Here is a 22134-nt window from a genome sequence, read left to right as displayed (position 1 = left end):
AAGCCACATGTGTTTCGAAAAGCAACATAAAACGTGGCTTCTCGAAACACATGTGGCTTCTCGCGGTATGTAGGCTACAGGTTTACTTGTACTGCGCCTTCTGGAAGGACGCGCGGCGTGCCGCCTCCTCCGCATGCTTACCGGCAGGCTTGTACCCCATGGTCGTGCAGATCACGCGGCCGTCCACGAAGTACTTCGCCAACATTTCACGGTCCGCCGGCGAATCCAGCTGCGCCCAGCGTCCCTGCTCAATGTTGAACGCAATCTGCGCCACCAAACAATCAATCTGGTGATCATTCAGCGAATAGTTGTGCTTGCGGCCGCCCGGAAGCAGAATCTCCAGCCTCCACTGGCTCGCATCCTTCGGGTTCAGCTTGATCGCGTCCGGGTTCTTCGGGTACACGCGGAACGCACGAACATCCGAGTAGGGGCGGGACTTCGCCGGAAGGAGCAGTCGCCCAGCCTGGAACGAATCCGGGTTGAACAGCACGTAATCGCGGTTATACATCAGCAACATAATCAGCAGCGGAATGTACGCCGCCGCCAAGAACCAAGAAGCATGACCGATATAGATTGCTTCCCAATCCTCGTCGATGCTCCAGCCCGCCAGCGAAGTCAAGAAGATAGCGGCGAGCAGGAACGCAATACCGTTGAGCACCCAGTAGACGGTGCGGTCGTCACGAATCGGCTCCACACCCGGCACGGTGCTGCGCACACGGAACGGTGCGCTCAGCTTACCCAGCGTCGCCGAGTAGATGCGCGGCATGCCGAGCACACGGTCGTCCTTGCTGTATCCGCGGGCCGCACGCCAGTGGCGGCGGCCAATACGGGCACCCAGGTACACCATGAGGAACGGCAGAAGCAGCGCCGGCAGTACAACGCCGTCGTACACGATGTCCCAGTACAGGGTGAAGATGGAGACCGCCACAATCCAGCCCCACAGGTACATGACCACATGGAACCAGCCGCCAAACACGCCAGCGCCCTCAATAGAATCCAGCTTCTTCTTCGCCTTCTTCGTGGCGCTACCCTTGCGGGAGGAGCTCAGCGGCGCACCCATCGCGGTGCGTTCCGCGGTGGCGCGGCGCGCCTCATCAACGGGCGAGCCGGACACCTCAAGGTACAGTTCGGCTGCCTTCTCCTTCTTGATGGGCACCGGGTAGGCGATATCCACCAGCAGGCACAAGCCCAGGTACACCATGAAGGCGATCAGCCACACGTCGCGTAGCTGCTCCATAGGCAGTCCCAGAGCGCTCAGATCCATGAGCGGCTCACCTCCTTACGTCTCTCAAACTCCTACGCGGATGCGGCAGCAGCTGCGGCAGCCGGAAGAGCCGAGATGATACGGTCCATCGCCTCATCGTCGTGGGCGGCAGAAACGAACCACGCCTCGAATGCGCTCGGCGGCAGGTACACGCCGGATTCGAGCATGGAGTGGAAGAACGCGTTGTAGCGGCTGGTTGCCGAGGCCTTGATGTCGGCGTAGTTGTGCACGCCCTCCTGAGAGGTGCCGAACGCGACCGAGAAGAGGTTACCGGCGCTCTGGATGGAGTGGTCCACACCGGCGGCGTTGAACGCCTCGGTCAGAGCCTGCTGCAGCTGGGCGCTGCGCGAATCCAGATGCGCGTAGACGGCGGCATCAGCCAGGGTCAGGGTCGTAATGCCCGCCGCAACCGACAGCGGGTTACCGGAGAGGGTACCCGCCTGGTAGACGGGGCCGACCGGCGCCAGGTGCTCCATGACCTCACGCTTACCAGCCAGCGCCGCGATGGGCATACCGCCACCAATGACCTTGCCGAACGTGAAAATATCGGGAACCCAGCCGCCATCCTCGGGGGCCGCGTAACCCCAGTAACCAGCCGAAGACACACGGAAACCGGTCAGCACCTCATCAAAAATGACGAGCGCACCATTCGCGTGAGCAATCTCGTGCAGGCCACGGTTGAAACCGGGCTCGGGGGTCACCACACCCATGTTGCAGGGCGCCGCCTCAGTAATAATTGCGGCAATCTGACCCTCGTGGTTCGCGAACGCCTCACGTACAGCGTCCAGGTCGTTATAGGGCAGAACGATGGTCTCTGCGGCGGTTGCGGCAGTCACGCCAGCAGAACCCGGCAACGCCAGGGTAGCCACGCCCGAACCAGCCTCAGAGAGCAGCGCATCCACGTGACCGTGGTAGCAGCCCGCGAACTTAATAATCTTGTCGCGACCGGTCACACCACGCGCCAGACGAATCGCAGTCATGGTCGCCTCAGTACCGGTGGACACCATACGCACCTGATCAATAGCACCGGGAATCACCGCGTTAATACGGTTGACAACCAGCTCGGCCAGCTCCGCCTCCGGCGCGCTCGCCGCACCAAAAGACAGACCGCGCTCAGCCGCCTGCTGAACCGCCTCAACAACCTGCGGATGCGCATGACCCAGAATCGACGGGCCCCACGAGCAGACCAGGTCAACGTACTCGTTGCCGTCCGCATCGTACAGGTACGCGCCCTTAGCCTTCGCGGCAAATGCGGGGGTGCCACCCACAGAATTGAAAGCACGCACCGGGGAATTCACGCCACCGGGAATCACCGCGCGAGAACGCTCAAAAAGCTTCTCGCTGGCTTCGTGGTGCAGCGGGTGGGTAGAGGAAGGAGTCATCGTATCGGTGCCTTTCAACAGGGACGGCGAACTAAAGAATTACAAGGGACGACGCACGGCAGGCGACAGAGCCCGCACGTTACTAACGTCCCGTACCCTAACCATCATAGGCGCTACAGATGAACCGCAGGTGACAAGCACCTGAACGTACCGAAAGGTGACGATAAAACACAACAGACAAGTTAGAGAACAGAGAGGACGCGCAACGCGCTAACGCAGGTGCCGGTCGGTATCCAGGCGGTTCAGAACCTGGGTGTCCTGATCGAACAGCCAGTTCTTGTCGAAGATTAGACGCACGAAGGCCAGGCCCATACCCAACGCCATGAAAATCAGCAGGGACTGCACGAAACCGCTTGCCGCCGAGTACATGTCACCGCTAGCAAAATGCGACATCGAACGGTAGAACGGAACACCCGGAACCATCGTCACCACCGCCGGAACCGACAGGGAAATACGCGTGTACTTACGCTGATGCAGCGGCGCCACAATCTCAGCCAAAATACCCACACCAAACACGGCAATCGTCGCTGCCATATGCGCGGGCATACCTGCCTCCACCATGTGAATACGGACGGGGTTCGCCACCGCAGCAATCACGCCACCCCACACACACGCCACTGGGGAAGCGGCAAAAAGCATCGCGAAGCCAGCCGCCGCAACACCCGAGGAAAGCACCTGCAACACCAAATACAGGGTCGGGTCAAGGTTAAGAGGCGCAGGAGCCGCTAACGGCAGGTGGAAGAGTGAACCCAAAACCCACACCGCAAACGACGCACTCAGCAACAACAAACCCACATAGGTTAGACGCGAAATACCCGCCAAAAAGTCCATGCGGGAAATATCGAGCATGCCCGTCACCATGGGGAAACCGGGCACCAAGAACAGTACCGACGAAATAAAACCAATCATATGGTTCGGGCTAATCCAACCCGCCGCGACCAGCACATTAACAAGCGCAATGTACAGGCCCGCCGCCAGGAAGCCGCACGCCATCCACGTTGCCAAATGGCTCACCCCGCGCTTGAGCAGAGTCGAACGCAAAAACTGGCCGGCACCCGCCGCGAAGAACACCACCGTGCACTCCACCAGACCGCCACGGTTTAGGAACGCGAACCCGGCACACGCCACCGCCGACGCCAGCGCCAACATCCAGCGGGTGTACAGAGGCTTCGCCGAATCAATAAGGTCAAGCTCGGCGTTCGCCTCCGCAGGGGTGATCTTTTCAGGAAGCTCAGAAATGAACTTACCCAACTGATCCAGCTTATGAGCGTTAATGCCCATCGTGCGCTGCTCAGCGACCTCGGTACGGAAATTACCGTCAGTGTACGAAGAAGTCGAAATCTCGGTGAAGGTCACCTGCGCGTGATGCTCCTTCAACCCCACAGCCTTCGCCAAACGCGCCATCGACGCCTTAATACGGTATGCGCTCGCACCCGACTTCATCAGGATGCGGCCCAGGCGGAGCACCACCTGCGACTGCGCCACCAGGTGCTCATGAGCCAGACGGGTAGACCCCAGATAAATACTGCGCGTATTAGTGTCAGGGTACGGCTCGGTAGTGCGGGGCTGATCATCCATGAGAGGCCTTCCGGGTCGTGCTATTCACGTGCTATTCGTGTAGGTGCGGTTACCTTCTAGCATAGGGGAGAAGCCCCTGCGGGGATAGTGTCAGCCCGTCAGTAAAGGAGAGGTGTTTGGGGATGCTGCCTAGGTTTTTAGCGGCGCAGTTTTATCGGCGCACCGGCCAGCGGCCGTCAATGACCTCAGATTCCTTACCCGGCTGCGTTCGCAACCACGCCTGGAAGCTCGCCGCCTGCTCCGCCGCCCACTGAATCTGCTGCTCGTGCAGCTGGCGCGCATCCACGTTGAGAACCTCGGGGAACTGCTCGGTCAGCTTCACCAGCAGACGCTCCGCCGCCAGGGCATCATCAGCGGACGTGTGCGCATTCTCCAGGGAGACACCGTACTCGGCGGCAAGAACCTCAAGGGTGCGCTTGCCGCGCTTACGCGGAATCACGTGCTTATGCAGAACATACGGGTCGAGCACCACACCCGGCGGCAGCTCGCCGTTGGCAATATTGTGGCGCAGCATCTCGTGGTGCAGCACCGAAAAATCGTAGGCGGCATTGAACGCAATAATCGGCACACCATCAATATTGAGCGCACCAATCGCGCCGGCAAGCTCCCACACGACCTCACGGGCGGGACGGCCATGCTCACGCGCGTACTCGGTCGTAATACCGTGCACGGCGGCGGCACCGGCAGGAATCTCAACGCCGGGGTCGGCAAGCCACTCGCCACGGCGCACCACATTACCCTGAGGGTCCAGCAGGATTAGGGAAGCAGTCACGATGCGGGCGGTGGTGACGTCCACACCGGTGGTTTCAAGGTCAAAAGTGGCGCGCAGGCCGTTCATCCAGGTCATGCTATAAGACTAACCCAGCGGCGGTGCAGGCGCGCGCCCGGTCGTCACGCAGCTGTGGATAAGCCCCCCGCGGGGCGGCATATTAAACCACCGAGGCGGCACATAAGTAGCCGACGAGCCCACAAGACCACCGACAAGGTGCAAGCGCGCTACAGCCGATAGACTGAAACCATGACAACCCAACTTCTCACCGGCATCCCCGGAACCGGTAAAACCCACCACCTCACCCAACGCGCCCTGCGCTACCTCGCCGACGGGAACGACCCCGCCCGACTACTCATCCTCGCACCCACCCGCACCGCCGCAACCCGCATGCGAGACACCATCGCCGCATCCAGCGACCGAAGCCTCTCCGTAGCACCCACCCGCGCCTGGGCAGCATACGCCTTCGACCTGCTCAAACGAGCCCAAACCCGCGGGCTGCTCAGCGGCGTAGAAGGCAACCTCAAACTCCTCTCCGGCCCCGAGCAGGACGTCATCATCGGCGAACTGCTCGCCAACCACGCCCAAGGCATCGCACCCGGCCCCACCTGGCCCGACGTACTCCGCGACGCCCTGCCCACCCGCGGATTCCGCCACGAAATCCGCGACTTCTTCGACCGCATGGCAGAATACGACCTCACCGCCGAAGACGTACACGCCCTCGCCACCGAACACAACCAGCCCGCCTGGCACGCCCTCGCCCAACTGCACACCGAATACCGTGCCGTGCGAGCCCTCCGCGCCAAAAACGCCTACGACCCGGCAGTACTCATTAACGATGCCTGCCGGCTGCTACTGCGCGCCCCCGAATTCCTCGCGGAAGAACGCCGCCGCTACGACCTGATCCTCATCGACGACGTGCAGGAACTCAGCCCCTCCATCTACCGGCTGCTGCGCCTCATCGCCGCAGAAGTCGCCCCCGCAGACGCCGCGCACCTGACCGAAACCCACCCCGACCTCTTCGCTGAAGGCCCCCAGGTTGTCATGACCTACAGCGATGAAGCCGTCGTCCAGGGCTTCCGAGGCGCCCGCCCAGACCTCGTCACCACCCTGCAGGCAAGCTTCCCGAGCATGCGCACCCGCACGCTCACCACCTCGTACCGCCTGCCCGCTCTCATGATGCCGCTCGTGGCAGACATTCGCCGCCGCCTGCCACGCTACACCCGGTTTGTGCCGCTCACCGCTGAACAGGATAGGGCGAAGAATGGTGTGCAGGGAGGCGCAAAGAACAGTGCGCCCGCAACCTTTGGACGCATCAACACCACCCCCGCCGACGAAGCCCTCACCTGGGGCGCCGCAGACGAACCGCTGCTGCACCTGGGCGCCGACGGCAAAATCCTCGACCCCGCGCACTACCGCACCGCACCCGCCGGCGTGTATAAGTATGCGCTCTCCAGCTCTCAGGACGAGGCGAACCTCATCGCCCAAATGCTGCTCGAAGAACGCATCTACGGCAACCACCCCTACCGCGAGTCCGCCATCATCGTGCGTAGCAGCGCGGACGTGGCGCGCATCCGCCGCGTGCTCTCCTCGAACGGTATTCCCTCGCGTACCTCCGCGGCGCTCGTGCCGGTGCGCGACGAGCCCGCCGTACGCCCCTTCCTCGACGCGCTCAGCCTGCTCGTCTACGCCCGCAAGCGCGGCGAGAAGGCACTCAATCCCGCCGTGCACATGCCCGCCGCAGAAGGTGCAGAAGGTACGGAGGCGGCCGAGCGCAGCGGTTACGAAACCCTCAGCGCAACCGAAGCTGAAGAGCTCATGCGCCGAAGCCTCGACGACGTCATCGCCGAAGAAAGCCGCGCCAACCCCCTCGGTGGCGCGCAGAGCGCCATCACCCTGCTCACCTCCCGGCTCGGTGGCGCATCCAGCATGGACGTGCGACGACTCCGCCAGCAGCTACGATCCATCGAACTGCAAAGCGGCGGCCACCGCCCCAGCGACGACCTGCTCCTCGGCGCCCTGCTACACCCCGAAACCCTCCCCGAAGAGGGCGTAGGACGCGCCGTGCACCGCATCGCAGCCGTGCTCTCCGCCGGACGTAAAGCACTCGCTCGCCCCGAATCCACCAGCACCGAAGTGCTCTGGGCGCTCTGGGAAGCCAGCGGCCTCGAAAAAACCTGGGTCGCCCAGTCACGCGGCGCAGGCCCCGACGCCGATGCCGCCCACCGCAACCTCGACGCCATGATTGGTCTGTTCGAAGCTGCCGACCGCTTCGACGAGCAGATGCGCGGCGCCGGTGCCGAGCAGTTCCTCGATTTCATCGACGCGCAGGACCTACCCATGGACACCCTCGCCGCCCGCGGCGTACGCCAAGACGCGGTCGAGATTCTCACCCCCGCGCTCGCCGCAGGTCAGTCCTGGCGCACTGTATATATATGCGGTCTGCAGGAAGGAACCTGGCCCAACACCACCGTGCGCGGCTCCCTGCTGAGCACCGGCGACCTTGTGGACCTGTGCGATGCGCGCCTCCGCCAGCGCGCCCAGCAGGCAGAACAGCAGGCGGGGGAGAGCGAGCAGCCTGTGCCGCCCGCCCGCATCCGCAGCTACCCCGAACGCGTGCGCGACACCCGCCACGACGAGCTGCGCATGTTCGCCGTCGCCGCCACCCGAGCCAGCACCCGCCTCGTGCTCACCGCGGTACGCAACGACGATCAGGCACCCGGCGAGTTCTTCGACTTCGTGCTGCCCACTGACGCGGTCGGCGACTCCACGGACGTGCCCATCACCCGCGTGCGCCGCCCCGCGACCCTGCGTTCCCTCGTGGCGGAGCTTCGCCGCACCCTCGTTGAGGAGTCGCTGAATGCCATGCGTGCCGAAGACGCTCAGGACGGCGCGCCGATGCACAACGCACCGGAAGAAGAGGCGCCCACCCCGGAGGCTTCCGCATACCGACTTGATGCCGCCTCCCGCACTCTGGCGCGCCTGGCGAATGCGCAGGCACCCGGCGCCGCTCCCGACGAGTGGTGGGGTCTGCTGCCGCTTTCTAGCACGGAGCTGCTCTTTGCGCACCGCCCGGCAGATCACGCTGAGCTGGACGAAAACCACGGCGAAGACGACGAAGAACACGGTGAAGAACAGGCCGAAAACCCCGGCCGCCGCACGATTACGCTCTCGCCCTCGCGCCTGGAAACCATCCACAGCTCCCCGCTGGACTGGCTGGTTTCCGCAGCCCGCGCGGAAGCCCAAACCGACCTGTCCCGCTCCCTCGGCACGCTCGTGCACGCCATCGCCGAAGAGTACCCGACCGGCACCCTCGAAGAGCTCCAAACCGCCCTCGACGAGCGCATTAGCTCCCTCGGCGTGCCCGCCCGCAAGGAGGACGAAACCGACGAAGAGTACCGCGAGCGCGTGCCCTGGGAATCCTACGCCCTCTACGAGCGCGCCAAGCGCATGATTCTGCGCCTGAGCTACTACTACCGTCAGCACATGGGTGACGCTGGCTGGCAGAACCTCGGTGTTGAAGGCTCCTTCGCGGTGCGTGTGCCCGTGCCCTTCGACCCCGCCGGTGAGGTTGGCGAGCTGGATGCGCTGCTCACCGGTCGTGTGGACCGCCTCGAGGGTACCGCCCCGGCGGAGGACGGCACCCGCCGCTACGCCATTGTCGATCTGAAAACCGGCAAGTCTAAGCCGACCGGCTCGGAGATGGAGACGCATCCGCAGCTTGCCGCCTACCAGGTTGCGGTGGAGGCTGGCGCGGGTGAGCAGCTGGAGGAGCGTTACCGCGCCGAAGCCGCCGCCCTGGAGGCGGGCGAACCGCTACCGGATGCCCGCCCCCAGGAGCTGGAGTACACCGGCTACACGGGTCATTCCGCAGGCGCGGCGCTGGTGCAGCTGGGCGCCTCGGGCGTGAATGACGAGAGCAAGACTCGTCTGCAGGTTCAGCCGGCTCTGACGGAGCACGATTCGTGGGCGGCTGAGCTGGTGCAGCACGCCGCGGAGCTGATTGCTGGCTCGCAGGTGCAGGCTCGTCACCGTGAGGGCGGCTATGGGTGCCGCCTGCCGGAGATTTGCCCGATTTGTACGCGCGGCCGCCAGGTGACGCAGCCCTAGTAGCCGCGTACCCTACGTTTACTTTCGATATCACTCACCGCGAACCTCCCATGAGAATGATTCATGAGGAAGAGGAATCATGATTGACTCTGGCGCATATGGCGCTGATATGCAGGGCGCTACTACCCCCGGCGCTCACCCCGGTTCTGGCACCGGCATGCTCACCCCCGCCCAGTGGTGCGAGCACAATAGCTGGCAGCTGCCCAACGGCGTGCTCTTCTCGGCTGAAGCCGCCGGGAATGACCCCGCGCTGAAGCCTGCCGACTACCGCAGTGCCCTCGATATTGCCGAGATGCTCAACGGCGCGGACGGTAAGAAGCCGACCCCCGAGCAGGTCCGCATGATTGAGGCGGGCCCCGCCCCAACCCTCGTCATTGCGGGCGCCGGTTCGGGTAAGACCGCGACCATGGTTGACCGCGTGATTTGGCTGGTCGATAACGGCTTTGTGCGCCCTGAAGAGGTGCTTGGCGTGACCTTTACCCGCAAGGCGGCAACCGAGTTGCGCAGCCGTATGCGTGCCGGCCTGAACACGCTGCGCCGTAGCCGTCGCGTCGCCCCGACCGATGAGGAGCTGCGCGAAGGTATCGCTGACCCGACCGTGCTCACCTACCACTCCTACGCGAATAACCTCGTCAAGGAGTACGGTCTGCGCTTGGGCGTGGAGCAGGACGCACAAATGCTTGGCGATGCGCAGAAGTGGCAGCTTGCCGCGCAGATTGTGCAGTACTGGGAGGGGGAGCTTCCCCTCGATAAGGACGGCGTGCCGGTCTCTGCGGCGACCATGATTAACCAGATGCTGCAGCTTTCTGACGAGTGCGCGGAGCACCTGGTGGAGCCGCAACAGGTTATTGACTTCTGCACCGAGCAGTTGGCGGCGTATGCGGCGGTGCCCGAGCCTCGCCGTGAGACGAAGACTGAGAAGGACATTCTGAAGGTTCAGCGTCTGCTGCGGAACCGCCGAGTGTACGCGCGCATGGCGATGAGCTACGCCCGCGTGAAGGCGCGCATGCAGGTGCTGGATTTTGGTGACCTGATGCGTTTTGCCGCCCGTATTGCGGAGGCTGACCCGGCGATTCGCGAGGGTGAGCGTGCCCGCTTCAAGGTGGTTCTGCTGGACGAGTTCCAGGACACTTCGCACGCGCAGATGAGCTTGTTCTCCTCGATTTACGGTGCCGATGAGGCGGCGGGTATTCCGGCGCATCCGGTGATGGCTGTGGGTGACCCGAAGCAGTCGATTTACGGTTTCCGTGGCGCTTCGGACGGCCAGATGTTCAGCTTCTACCGTCATTTCCCAACCAAGCATGTGCGGCCGCTGTTCCTGTCCATTGCGTGGCGTAACGACATTTCGGTGCTGAACGCGGCGAACCATGTGGCGGAGAAGCTGAAGGAGGTTCCCGAGTGGGTGCGTGCCGCCGACGGCGATATTACCGCCGCTCAGGTTCCTGACCTGCGCCCGCGCTGCGCTCTGGTGGGGGAGCCGGGCTCACCCGCCTTTGAGCAGGCTGCCGCGGGCATGGTGGGGCGCGTTGATTTGACGTACCACGACTCTGACCGCGAGGAGGCTGTGGCTATCGCTGAGCGTATTGCGGCGATGCGTACCCAGGCGGTGCGCGAGTATGAGCGCGCCTACGCGGCGCATCGTTCCGGTGATGGTTCTGTGCATCCGCGTTTGAAGATGCCTGAGATTGCGGTGTTGGCGCGTGTGCACGGTCAGCTGGACCCGATTCGTGTGGAGTGCGAGCGTCTGGGTATTCCGGTGCAGCAGGTGGGTTTGGGCGGTTTGCTTTCCCAACCGGAGGTTGTGGATTTGGTGTCGGCGTTACGTGTGCTGGCTGATCCGAACCGTTCGGATGCTCTGGCGCGCCTGCTGACGGGTGCGCGTTGGCGTTTGGGCGCGGCGGATATGTTGGCGCTGGGTGATTGGGCTCAGTCGCTGGTGCGTGAGCGTGAGCGTGCCCTGCGCGAGCAGATGGCGTTGCGTATGCTCGCCGAGGCTGAAGACGCCGACGACGCTGCTGCTATCAACCTGCAGGCAGAGCACCTGCGCGCCGCCCAGGAGCGCCTGGACGAAACCCTCAAGGGCGCGGTGGAGGATTCCTCCGGCTACGCCTCCCTGATCGAGGCGGTGGAGAACCTACCGCAGGACGGCGCGGACGGCGAACCCCTCTACGGTGAGCAGTACCGTGGCCGCCGTTTCTCCCCGGCGGCGCTGGAGCGTCTGCGTGCTTTTGCCGAGCAGATGCGCGTGCTGCGTGCCGGTTTGAGCGAGGATTTGGGCACGCTGCTGTACGAGATTGAGCGCACCATGCTGCTGGATATTGAGCTGGCGGTCCGCCCGGGTACCGACCCGCTGGGTTCGCGTGCGAACCTGGACGCTTTCCACGAGGTTGCCGCCGCCTACGGCATGTCGGCGCCGCGTATTAACGCGATGATTTACGCCGGCTCTGACGGCGTGAGCGCGGAGGAGGGCGACCCGGGTGCGCGCCGCTTCCTGCTGTCTTCGGGCGGCGTGAGCTACGTGATGGGTTTCCTCGCGTGGCTTGAACGTGCCGATGATGAGGAGAAGGGCCTGGCGCTGGGCGCTGTGGAGCCTGACCCGAACGCGGTACAGCTGATGACCATGCACGCCGCGAAGGGCCTGGAATGGGATCACGTGCTTCTGCCGGGTCTGTGCGGTAGTGCGACCGGCGGGCAGACCCCGAACCTGTGGCAGATGTCGGCTAATACGGCTCTGCCCTGGCCGCTGCGTGGCGACCGCGAGTACCTTCCCTCGATCCTTGAGACCCCGGAGGAGATTACCGCCTTCGAGAAGGCGAAGGACCTGGAAGACTACCTGGCCGAGCATAAGGATGATGCCGCCGAGCATGCCGGCATGGAGGACCGCCGCCTCATGTACGTGGCGATGACCCGTGCCCGTAACCTGCTGGCGATGAGCGCCTACCGCTGGAAGAGCGCCGCTATGCTCCCCCTGCCGGTGCAGCCCTTCTGGGAGGAGCTGATGGAGATGCTTTTCAAGTCGCTCTTTGACATGGGCACCCCCACGGTAGATGCGCCCTCTGTACGTTTCGAAGAGACAATGGATACCCCCTGGGCGGCACCGCAGCTGGTGGGTATGGGCCTGTCGTACACGATGCCGAACCCCGCCGATAAGCGCAAGAAGGTGCACCTGAACCATGTGCGCCGCTGGGCTGAGCAGCTGGCGGAGTCGAAGTACCGCCTGGCGGAGCCGGTGACCCTGGTGCACGGTACGGTCGTGGATCCCTCGAACCTGCCGCCCGCCCCCGATGAGGCGGCACTGCTGGAAGAGCTGGAACTCTACCCCGTAGACGCCGACGAGCTCACCCCCGTACAGGCGGAGGCGCGCGCGAATGCTCGGGCAACCTACGCCGAGCAGGTGCAACGCTACGCGTGGGCGCTGGTTGAGGCCATGGCTCCTGCCCTCGCGCAGGATTGGCAGCTGGCGGCTCCTTCCGTACGAGCACGCACGGTGGCGGAGAACTGTACCCGCCTGAACCTGCCGGTGCCCGAATGGATTATCGAAGCCACCGAGCGGGAGAAATGGCGTGAGGCGCAACCGCCTCAGCCCGGTTTCTCGCCGACGGTGGCGGCGGCGCTGCCGATTGAGGTGCGCGGCCAGTTCGCCCAGAAGAACTACGAGGACAGGAACCCGAACCTGGGTGCGGTGCTGACCGCCATGTGGCCTTTTGATCCGCTGGAGCGCCCCGTGATTTGGCGTTGGGCTTCTGACGATGCCCTCAACCGGGGCACGGAGGCGGTGCTTCGTCGCGGCCAGCATGAGCAACTGGAGCGTGAGATTGCGATTAACTCCTCGAGCCGTCGTGAGGCGGTGGAGCGCGCCGCCCTGGCGGTGGAGCTCGCCGTTGGCGCGGGCGACCCGCAGCAGGGCGCGGAGGTCGTAGCGGGGGAGAGCGCAAACCACCCTGCATCCGCCGCACCCGCTACACACGGCGAGTCCGCCATTCCCGAATCCCTGCGCCAGCAGGCGGTGGACTGGGAACGCGAAGCCGACCTGCTACTGCTCATGATGGGCCAGACCGACCCGGTGCTGAGCGAGCAGCTGCCAGGGCACCTGTCCGCATCCACGTTCATTCGCCTAAGCGAGGACCCGCAGGGCACGGTGCATCAGCTGATGCGCCCGGTGCCGCAGCGTCCCTCGCGCGCGGCAACGATTGGTACGGCGGTGCACGCGCTAATTGAGGAGCACTTCGGGGTGGCGCCGAGCGCCGACCCGCTGGAGGCACCCGACGCGGAGGACACGGTGGGCGTTGACCTGCCTGCTTCTGCTGCTGCCTCCGCCTCCGCCGCGCCCGCTGAGCCTGCAGATCCCGCTGAGCTTGCAGATTCCTCTGGTTCTGCAGATCCTGCTGACCAGCAGGAACAGGACGAGTTCACCTTCGAGGACGACTTCGAGGAATCCGAGAGCGAACTGGACGCCTCCGTTCAGCGCCTCTGGGAGCGCTTCGCCAACAGTGAGTGGGGCAGCGACGAGTGGAAGGACCGCATCTGGGCGGTCGAATACCCGGTCGAAACCCACATCGAGGGCGTAAGCCTGCGCGGCCGTATCGACGCGGTGTTCCGCACCGAGGACGAGGGCGGCGAACGCTGGGTGCTGGTGGATTGGAAGAGCGGTTCCCGCCCGAAGATGTCGACCATGCAGTCTCGACGCTTCCAGCTGGGCCTGTACCGCATCGCGTTCTCCCGCATTATGGGCGTGGACCCGGAGCGTATCAGCACCGTGTTCGTGTACCTGGGCGGCAAGGGTGTTGCGGAGGTGTGGGATCACCAGATCCGCGGCGGCCTGCCCTCGGAGGCGCAGCTGGCGAAGGTGATCCGCGAGGCGCGCAAGGGCTAGGTAGCGGATCTCAACAGCGAATCTCCCAGCGCCGGGCGGGCGGCGCTCGCGTGCTAGCGCTTACTGTCACCGAATAGAGAAAAGCAGCTCACGTAGGCGTTGCGCCTCGTGAGCTGCTTTTCTGCGCGGACTTTTACGGTTAATGGCAGAGGACGCCTCGTTACCCCACTGCATTAGGGTAAGAGGCGTCCTCAGCCGCTGAAGAACTATAGAGGTACTTCGTGCCCTCGCACGCTCCGGGAAAGAATCGCGCCGAACGACTGCCGCTCTCGCGACCTCACTCGCGCCGCCGGCGCCCCGTGGGGTTTGCGTGCGTCTTTACTCTCAAACACAACCTCGAAAGTAACTCTATAGATTTCTGCCATCGGTGATTGGTTGCGCGGTGCATGAATCCGGCTCGGGTCTGACATGACCGGTCAGGGTCCCGTCCAATCTGTCTCCCCAATTTATCGCTGCCACGATATCAGCGCTGGTCAGTGCGCTATGGGGAGTGTGTCCGCTGGTATTCTCGCGGCACAGCAAAAGTATTCCAGGAGTTTTTGAAAAAATCTACGGGCAAAGTTTTTACCCTAAAATGCACTATTTTGAGCATAGTTCAAGGTGAAGTTGAGGCTCTGTGGACTCTCAAAACCAAAAGTTGGTTTTTGTGGGTTTGTGGCGTATTTGCGTCCGGGAAATATTGTGAATGGCACCTTTAGCGCACCTTCAAGTCTCAGCCTTAATCTGAGTCATTCATGCACAAAAATGCAAAACTGGTGCTCAAAAGGTGAGAGGAAACACTTAAAGAAATTTTGTCAAAAAGGCCACTAAAGCCCCTCCATTAGCCCTTATAGGCATCATCCCGTCGGTTCGACAGACAGTCAGGAGAGCTGGTTTCACCGGGCGCGAGGCAACGGATTACAACCTAGCGGATATACAGCCCAGTAGGTACAGCTCAGCCCCGCAGCGCAGTACTGCGGGGCTGAACTGAAAATCTAGCTGAACCGAAAACCTATGCGGTAAGTAGCAACCTAACAGCTACCCGACCCAATACCTACTCGGTGGGGCCGACTAGCGGACCGACCTCCTCCTGACCGAGCAGTTCGCCGGAGGCACGCAGGTCGTCCTGAATATCCAGGAGCATGGACACGGCGTGGGTTGCGCCGTCGCGGTCGCCAACCTCCACGGTGTGGGTGAGCCACTGGGCGATCGCGAACTCCGCGTAGAAGTTCGCGCGCTGCGCCAGGTAGGCGTCGGGCAGCTGAGGCATCTGCTGGCGGTACACCTCGATTGCCTCGTCGGTGAAGTCGATGTCCTGGCAGGAGTACAGCCACGCGAAGTCCTGCGCGGGGTCGCCCACGTGCACCTCGGACCAGCCGGTGACCTCCACGATGCGCGCCGTCGAGGGCGTGACATGCAGTACGAGGTTTTCTGCACCCATGTCACCGTGGACCACGCGCGGGCGGAACTGCCACATGGGTCCGGGGGAGAGCACGGTACGCCAGTGCGCGAGCAGGTCGGCGGGCACCTTGCCGGTTGCGGCGGCACGCTCGAGCTCGGCGTTCTTGCGCAGGCGAATCTGCTCCGAAGAGTAGGAGGGCAGGTCGGCTTCGTAAATAATGTCTTCGGGCATCACGTGCAGGGTCGCGATGTCCTTGGCGATGATGGACGCCAGGGAGGGGCGGTTCGCCGCAACTTCGCGGCGGCTCAGTTCGGCGAGCTGGTCCACGTCGTAGATGGTGCCGGGGATGTGCGTGTACACGAAGACGTTGCCGCCCGCGTAGGGTACGGTCCCGGCGACGGTGGGTACGGCGAAGGGCAGTCGTGCGCGCAGGCCGGGGCTGAACGACTGCAGGATAAGGTGTTCAGCTTCCAGACGCATGCTGGCGTCGGGGCGGCGCGGGGCGCGCACTCGCCAGCGGCGACCGGTGGAGTCGGCGATGATTGCCGAGTCGAAGTCGTCGCTGTCTTCACGGACCGGTTCGGCGCCGACGGGGTAAATCCCGGGCACTCCGGCGGAGACGATGGCTGCTAGCTGAAGGGGAGATAAAGTCACGGGTTAAGGTTACCAAACCAATGTGTGCCGTTTAGTAGTTTTTAGGATCTTTATGCCAAGTGGTGAAGATACTTGTGGACAAGCCTAAACGTGCTCGTCTGCGTTGCCTGTTGCGCTTTTACTTGCCACTCCAAAAGAGGTGGGTTCCTCACGCCCTGAATGAAAGCAGCAGCTAAGAAGCCGCGGCGGGTCTGGAGAACACAGCCTGGGAGAATACAATGGAAGACCGGCTATCACCGCCTCGCGCACCCGCATACGCACATGTCCGTATGCCCGCGCGAGCGTAAGCCGTCTGCCCGTACCGCCCGCCTTACTGATGGAGCATTATGACCGCCACACCTCAGCAGCCTCAGCATATGATCTCCGCAGACGATATCCTCGCCGGGCTTGACCCGGATCAGCGTGCGGTCGCCACCGAACTGGACGGGCCCATGCGCGTGCTGGCGGGTGCCGGTACCGGTAAGACCCGCGCGATTACGCACCGCATCGCCTACGGTATTGCGATCGGTCGCTACCAGGGCCCGCGCGTACTCGCCCTGACCTTCACCCTGCGCGCGGCGGAGGAGATGCGTACCCGCCTGCACCAGCTGGGTGCGCACGGCGTGCAGGCGCGTACCTTCCACTCGGCGGCGTTGCGTCAGCTGGCGTATTTCTGGCCGCAGGTGGTGGGCGGTACGTTCCCGTCCATCGTGCAGAATAAGGCAGCACTCATTACGGAGGCGGCGAACCGTCTGCGCATCAGCACGGACCGTTCTCTGCTGCGTGATTTGGCATCGCTGATTGAGTGGGCGAAGGTTCAGCTACTCACCCCGGATACCATCATGCAGCGTCTGAGCGAGAAGCAGCTGCCCTCGACGGTTACCCCGCAGAATATGCAGCGTATTTTCCAGGCGTATGAGGATTTGAAGGATGAGCGTAACCTCATCGACTTTGAGGACGTGCTGCTGCTGACCATCGCCATGCTGGAGGAGGATGAGAAGCTCGCCGCGACCGTCCGCAACCAGTACCGCCATTTTGTGGTGGATGAGTACCAGGACGTGTCTCCGCTGCAGCAGCGTCTGCTGGATGTGTGGCTGGGTGGCCGCGACGATATTTGCGTGGTGGGTGACGCCTCTCAGACGATTTACTCTTTTACCGGTGCGACCAGCCGTTACCTGCTGGATTTTGCGCGCCGGTACCGTGGCGCGCACACGGTGAAGTTGACCCGCGACTACCGCTCGCATTCGCAGGTGGTGGAGTTGGCGAACCGTCTGTTGGCGGCGCGTCGTCCGCATCCGGATTCGAGCCCGCATTCGTGGGCGCCGCCGCTGGAGCTGATGTCTCAGCGCGGCCCCGGCGTGGATGTGGAGTGGTTCGGCTATGCCGACGATGAGCAGGAGGCGGCCGGCATTGCCGAGGATATCCGCGACCTGATTGAGAAGGACGGCGTGCCGCCTTCAGAGATTGCCGTGCTGTTCCGCACGAACGCGCAGTCGGCGGCGATTGAGTCTGCGCTGGCTGCCGCCCATATTCCGTACCAGCTGCGCGGCGCGGAGCGTTTCTTTGAGCGCCCCGAGGTCAAGCAGGCGATGCTTGCCCTGCGCGGTTCGGCGAAGTCCACGGACGGTACCGAGGACGTCACCCGCTACACCCGCGATGTACTCGGCGGCCTCGGCTATAAGGAGGAGGGCCCCCTTTCGGGAGGCGCCACCCGCCAGAAGTGGGAGTCCCTCGCCGCCCTGGTGCACATGGTGGACATGATGGCGCAGCACCGCCAAGAGCAGCTTCAGGAGCACCGCGCGACCCCGCGCCCGGGCGTGCCCGAGCCACTACCTTTGACCATGCACGAGGTCGTGGCGACCCTGAACCACCGCAGCGAATTCAATGACGCACCGCAGGTCAACGGCGTAACCCTCGCCTCCTTGCACGCGGCTAAGGGCCTGGAGTGGGACGCCGTGTTCCTGTGCGGCCTGAACGAGGGCCTCATGCCCATCACTTTTGCGACCACCCCGGACGAGGTGGATGAGGAGCGCCGCCTGCTGTACGTGGGCATTACGCGCGCCCGCAAGTACCTGTGGCTAACCTGGACGATGACCCGCACCGTGGGCGGTCGCGGTCAGCGTAAGCGTTCGCGTTTCCTGGACGATATTGATCCGGCGAAGCGCCGCCGCAGGGTGGAGAGCGCCGGTTCCTCGTACGGCCAGGCCCGCTCGGCTCAGACTCGCCGTTCGTCGAAGGGAAGAGGAGATTATGGCTCAGCGTTTTAAGCGTGAGATTCTGCCCGCCACCGAGGACCGTCCGCAGATTGAGCTGGTCCGCTCGGCGCGCCGCACCCGCACCATCAGCATGCAGCGCAACGGCGTGGACGAGCACGGCAACCCCGCCTACCGCCTGCTCATTCCCGCCGCGAGTACGAGCGAAGAGATTGACGAGCATATTGCCCGCCTGCTGCCGCGCATTCAGCGTCGTGCCGCCCGCCGTGAGCGTGCCACGCAGCTGACGGTCACGGACGAGTACCTGTGCTCCCGCGCCCTGCACCTGGCGCAGAAGAACCTGCCGGAGCTGGTCGCCTCGGGCAGGCTCGAGAAGCTGTCGATTCGCTGGGTGAGCAACCAGCGTCAGCGCTGGGGCTCGGCAACCTACGCGAACACGCAGATTCGCATCTCCTCGGAGCTGCAGGGCGTGCCCGAGTACGTGCTGGATTCGGTGATTCACCACGAGCTCTGCCACCTGCTGCAGCCGAATCATTCGGCGGCGTTCCGTGCCCTGGAGGCGCGCTACCCGCAGCTGCTGCGGGCGCAGGCCTACCTGGAGGGGTACGCGCTGGGGCGCTCGCGTGCCGAGAGCGAATGTGCCGAGGGCGAGCGCGGCGAAAACAGCGCCGACTAAAATCCAGCCGACTAAAGCGCTTCCCGAAAATCAAAGAAGCAAAAACCAACCGAACACTCGAGCGGGGGTGGCTTGTATATTCACAAGCCACCCCCGCTCGACTGTCAGCTATTTACTTGTTAACGCTTAGCTTTACTTCGCTCAGCGTTACTTTGCTCAGCTTTACTTTTCTTCGGGCGCGTCGCCGAAGCCACCGTCCAGCAGCTTCTGCAGCTCCGAGTCGAAGTCCACATCGTCCAGGCTTATTTCGTTCATGCGCGCATCGTATGCAGTGAAGTCTTCCAGCTCGGCGGGGGTGGGCAGGGTCTCCGGGGTGTCCCAGAGGCCGTCGCGCGCCTCAATGCCGTGGGAGTTTTCGTACCAGCGCCAGAACTGCTGTGCCTCACGCACCAGGCGCGGGCGCAGTTCCAGGCCGACCAGGTTCTCGAAGACCTGCTCGCTGGGGCCGCCGTCGATGCGGCGGCGCGCCATGATTTCGGTCAGCTGCGGTGCCTTGGGCAGGTTGCGGGTCGCATCCTCGGTCACGACGGACACCCAACCCTCGATGAGGGCCAGCAGACCCTCGAGACGCTGAACGGCAAGCTCCTGGTCCTCGGTGCGCTGGGGGCTGAACATGCCGCCTTCGAATGCTTCCTGTACGGCGTCGGGGTTGCTCATGTCCACCTGGGATGCGGCGTCCTGCATGCGGTTCATGTCCACGCGGATGCCGCGGGCGTAGCGTGCCACGAGCTGGACCAGGTCTTCACGCAGCCAGGGGTTTGCCTTGTGCAGGCGGATCAGCGCGGATTCACGCACGGCAAGGTAGAGCAGGACCTCCTGCGGGGGAACCTCGATGCTCTCGGCGAGCTGCTGGTAGCCGTTGGGCAGCAGCGCGGAGGAACCGGGCGCGAGGGGGAAGCCCACGTCGGTGGAGGAGTACACCTCACCGGCGAGCTGCGCGAGTGCCTGAGCCATCTGCGCACCAAAAATCACGGAACCAATGTTGTTCAAGAAACCGCTGTTGAGAATCTGCGAGATCTCTTCGGGCACGTCTTCAGGTGCGCCGGGCATGACCATGGACTGGGTGACTTCGGCTGCGACCGGCTCGACCATTTCGCGCCAGGAGTCGAAGGAATGCTCAACCCATTCGGCCTTGGACCATGCCTGCACCGGGTGGTTGTGGCGTTCAACGGTGGTTACGGCGTCCAGCCAGAGGTCGGCGAGGTTCGCCGCGTCTTCTACGGCACGCTTGAGGTTTTCGGGTACGGAGGGGTCTTCACCCATGGATGCGAGCATCTGGCGGGTCTGGTTCTTCACGTTATCCCAGTTCACGCCGCTGGGGCTGTCGGATGCGCCCGCGCCGGAGAACATTGCCTGTACCTGCGCGAACATGCTCTGCATCATGGCGGGGTCGAAGCTCATGCCCATGTTCTTCAGGTCTTCGGGGTCGATGCTGATGCCGAAGGGGTTCTGACCGCCTTCGCCGAAGAGCGCGCCGAAGGGGTTCTGTGCGTTGGAGGAGGCGCCCTTACCGCCCTGGCCGGTTGCCCCTGCGGAGGGATCGAAGCCCTGCTCCTGCATCTTCTTAATGAATTCTTCGAGGGGGTCGCGCTCGTTGGAGGCGCCGCCGGTGGGGTTCTCAGACATGTGAAGCCTTTCGTAATCCGGGGGTGGGCGCAGCTGGCCCGCTCGCTGTCCAGCCTACCGATTTTTGCTGAGAATTTCCCGCGCCACCGCTGTGGATGCGGCTTAATCAGCTGAGGGCTCACAAGCTTGTCTCTGGCGCCGGGGTTTGGGAGCTTTTTCGTGCCGCTGTAACCTCGGGGTGCTGACACAGTGCGGCGGGGGCAAGAGCGGGGGCAAGAGAGTAAACGCCCCGTGGTTGCTCTATTTTTAGCTGGGTGAGGGTGCCCGCGCGCGTGTTGAAAAGTAGGTTTATCCGGTACTGTAGAAACCATGACTAAGTCCACCCCCGATGCTGAGCAGCAGCCGAACGCCGCCTCCGCGAGCGTGAAGAGTAATGAGAAGGCGGCTAAGCGCCGTTCGCGTTTTGCGCCGCGCCGTGTGAACCTGCGTTCGGTGAGCGCTGTGGCGACGTGCGCCCTGCTGGCTGGTGCTTTTGTGCTGCCCAGCTCCTATGTGAAGGAGGGCCCCGGCCCTCTCTTTGACGTGCTCGGAACCTACCAGGAGAAGGACGTCATTGAGGTCTCGGGTGCGCCGAGCTATAAGACGTTCGGCAAGATGAACATGACCACGGTGTCGGTTTCGGGCGGCCCGTACACGGAGCTGTCCGGCGCGGAGGCGTTCTACGGCTGGTTGGCGTTTGACGGTAACCGCAGCCTCGTGGTGCCGACCGATGCCCTGTACCCGCACGTGAGCCATGAGCAGGCGACGGCGGCGACCGGCGCGCAGATGGCTGATTCGCAGACTCAGGCGAAGGTTGCGGCGATGCGCCAGCTGAAGATGCCGGTGACTGAGAAGGTTCAGGTGCTTTCCACGGTGGAGGGTTCCCCGGCGGCGAGTGCGCTGAAGGCTGATGACCGCATCGTGAAGGTGGGGGAGAAGCAGATTGAGACCCTCACCGATGTTCCGAAGGCTGTGAATGCGTCGAACGGTTCGCCGATTGAGGTGACCGTGGAGCGTGACGGCAAGCAGCAGACGTTTAAGCTGACCCCGGTCCGTTCGAGTGATGATAGCCGCTGGATTCTGGGCGCTGGCCTGAAGCAAAGCTATGACCTGCCGGCACACGTGCAGTACAACCTGGACGGTGTGGGCGGCCCGAGTGCCGGTCTGATGCTGGCGCTGGGCACGGTCGATAAGCTGAGCGAGGGTACTCTGCTCGCCGATGAGGACGCCGGCGGCGACCCGTACCGCAGCTACATTTCGGGTACCGGCACGATTGATGCAGACGGTAAGGTCGGCGCAATTGGCGGTATCAAGTACAAGATTCTGGCGACGGGCCGTTACGGTGCGCGTTATTTCTTGGCGCCTAAGGAGAACTGCGATTCGATTGTGAAGATGCAGGCGCAGGACCCCGACCTGTTCAACTACTATCACGCCGGTCAGGTGCGCGGCACGATGGTGGTTGTGCCGGTGTCGACCCTGGATGAGGCGGTGAAGACGGTCGAGGCAATTAAGTCTGGCACCCCGGATGATTCCCTGCCCCGCTGCGGTTCCTAACATAACGTTTTTCTCCGCAAGGTTCTCACCCGTATAGCGTAGAAGTCAGCCCCGGTACTTTATGAACTGCGCCCCGAAACTTGGACGCATTAAATA

Annotated in this window: 11 protein-coding genes; 5 read left to right on the top strand and 6 right to left on the bottom strand. The window is 63.4% G+C overall.

Annotated features, from left to right (window positions below):
• Window positions 1-82: 82 nt before the first annotated feature.
• From HMPREF2980_RS06245 to HMPREF2980_RS06230, 4 genes are all read right to left on the bottom strand, one after another.
• Window positions 83-1264 (bottom strand): sugar dehydrogenase, encoded by a 1182-nt coding sequence (locus HMPREF2980_RS06245; RefSeq protein ID WP_070690876.1) that lies wholly within the window; start codon window positions 1262-1264, stop codon window positions 83-85.
• Between the two features lie 32 nt (window positions 1265-1296).
• Window positions 1297-2646 carry a glutamate-1-semialdehyde 2,1-aminomutase gene (gene hemL / locus HMPREF2980_RS06240; RefSeq protein ID WP_070687495.1) on the bottom strand — a complete coding sequence of 450 codons (1350 nt, stop codon included), beginning with the start codon at window positions 2644-2646 and terminating at the stop codon, window positions 1297-1299.
• Between the two features lie 210 nt (window positions 2647-2856).
• Entirely contained in the window at window positions 2857-4224 is a 1368-nt protein-coding gene (locus tag HMPREF2980_RS06235) for a threonine/serine exporter family protein (RefSeq protein ID WP_049346936.1), read from the bottom strand.
• Between the two features lie 151 nt (window positions 4225-4375).
• On the bottom strand, window positions 4376-5071 hold the full coding sequence (locus HMPREF2980_RS06230) for a 3'-5' exonuclease (protein WP_049353292.1): 696 nt from the start codon (window positions 5069-5071) through the stop codon (window positions 4376-4378).
• 171 nt (window positions 5072-5242) lie between these two features.
• Between HMPREF2980_RS06230 and HMPREF2980_RS06225 the strand changes: the two genes are divergently transcribed.
• Both HMPREF2980_RS06225 and HMPREF2980_RS06220 read left to right on the top strand, forming a co-directional pair.
• Window positions 5243-9103: an ATP-dependent DNA helicase gene (locus tag HMPREF2980_RS06225; protein WP_070690873.1), complete on the top strand. Its 3861-nt coding sequence runs from the start codon at window positions 5243-5245 to the stop codon at window positions 9101-9103.
• A gap of 79 nt (window positions 9104-9182) precedes the next feature.
• A complete protein-coding gene (locus tag HMPREF2980_RS06220) occupies window positions 9183-13976 on the top strand; it encodes an ATP-dependent DNA helicase (protein WP_070690870.1) in 4794 nt (1597 codons plus the stop codon).
• A gap of 1033 nt (window positions 13977-15009) precedes the next feature.
• On the opposite strand, the gene HMPREF2980_RS06215 is transcribed toward HMPREF2980_RS06220, so the two are convergent.
• The gene (locus HMPREF2980_RS06215; protein WP_070690867.1) at window positions 15010-16011 is read right to left on the bottom strand and encodes a phosphotransferase; all 1002 of its coding nucleotides are present in this window, start codon (window positions 16009-16011) and stop codon (window positions 15010-15012) included.
• 326 nt (window positions 16012-16337) lie between these two features.
• Between HMPREF2980_RS06215 and HMPREF2980_RS06210 the strand changes: the two genes are divergently transcribed.
• Together HMPREF2980_RS06210 and HMPREF2980_RS06205 are read left to right on the top strand one after the other, a co-directional pair.
• Entirely contained in the window at window positions 16338-18257 is a 1920-nt protein-coding gene (locus HMPREF2980_RS06210; RefSeq protein ID WP_070690864.1) for an ATP-dependent helicase, read from the top strand.
• Window positions 18241-18879, top strand: a complete 639-nt coding sequence (locus tag HMPREF2980_RS06205; protein ID WP_083313515.1) for a M48 metallopeptidase family protein — start codon at window positions 18241-18243, stop codon at window positions 18877-18879. The genes HMPREF2980_RS06210 and HMPREF2980_RS06205 overlap by 17 nt, the downstream gene beginning before the upstream one ends.
• Window positions 18880-19041: 162 nt before the next feature.
• Here HMPREF2980_RS06205 and HMPREF2980_RS06200 read toward each other — a convergent pair whose 3' ends face one another.
• The gene (locus HMPREF2980_RS06200; protein ID WP_070690863.1) at window positions 19042-20505 is read right to left on the bottom strand and encodes a zinc-dependent metalloprotease; all 1464 of its coding nucleotides are present in this window, start codon (window positions 20503-20505) and stop codon (window positions 19042-19044) included.
• Between the two features lie 309 nt (window positions 20506-20814).
• Here HMPREF2980_RS06200 and HMPREF2980_RS06195 point away from each other — a divergent pair, with 309 nt between their 5' ends.
• Complete coding sequence (locus tag HMPREF2980_RS06195; RefSeq protein ID WP_070690860.1) at window positions 20815-22038, top strand: YlbL family protein; 1224 nt, start codon at window positions 20815-20817, stop codon at window positions 22036-22038.
• The last annotated feature ends 96 nt before the right edge of the window (window positions 22039-22134 follow it).

This window comes from Rothia sp. HMSC076D04 (assembly GCF_001814645.1).
Classification (GTDB): domain Bacteria; phylum Actinomycetota; class Actinomycetes; order Actinomycetales; family Micrococcaceae; genus Rothia; species Rothia mucilaginosa.
Note: the sequence above shows the minus strand (reverse complement) of the source record. Positions and strands in the feature narration are given on the sequence as shown.

What these genes read in the sequence shown, in the direction of transcription:
- HMPREF2980_RS06225 (WP_070690873.1), top strand. Translation starts at nt 5,243, where the DNA reads ATGACAACCCAACTTCTCACCGGCATCCCCGGAACCGGTAAAACCCAC.
- HMPREF2980_RS06245 (WP_070690876.1), bottom strand. Translation starts at nt 1,264, where the DNA reads ATGGATCTGAGCGCTCTGGGACTGCCTATGGAGCAGCTACGCGACGTG.
- HMPREF2980_RS06230 (WP_049353292.1), bottom strand. Translation starts at nt 5,071, where the DNA reads ATGACCTGGATGAACGGCCTGCGCGCCACTTTTGACCTTGAAACCACC.
- HMPREF2980_RS06200 (WP_070690863.1), bottom strand. Translation starts at nt 20,505, where the DNA reads ATGTCTGAGAACCCCACCGGCGGCGCCTCCAACGAGCGCGACCCCCTC.
- HMPREF2980_RS06235 (WP_049346936.1), bottom strand. Translation starts at nt 4,224, where the DNA reads ATGGATGATCAGCCCCGCACTACCGAGCCGTACCCTGACACTAATACG.
- HMPREF2980_RS06195 (WP_070690860.1), top strand. Translation starts at nt 20,815, where the DNA reads ATGACTAAGTCCACCCCCGATGCTGAGCAGCAGCCGAACGCCGCCTCC.
- HMPREF2980_RS06205 (WP_083313515.1), top strand. Translation starts at nt 18,241, where the DNA reads ATGGCTCAGCGTTTTAAGCGTGAGATTCTGCCCGCCACCGAGGACCGT.
- HMPREF2980_RS06220 (WP_070690870.1), top strand. Translation starts at nt 9,183, where the DNA reads ATGATTGACTCTGGCGCATATGGCGCTGATATGCAGGGCGCTACTACC.
- hemL (WP_070687495.1), bottom strand. Translation starts at nt 2,646, where the DNA reads ATGACTCCTTCCTCTACCCACCCGCTGCACCACGAAGCCAGCGAGAAG.
- HMPREF2980_RS06210 (WP_070690864.1), top strand. Translation starts at nt 16,338, where the DNA reads ATGACCGCCACACCTCAGCAGCCTCAGCATATGATCTCCGCAGACGAT.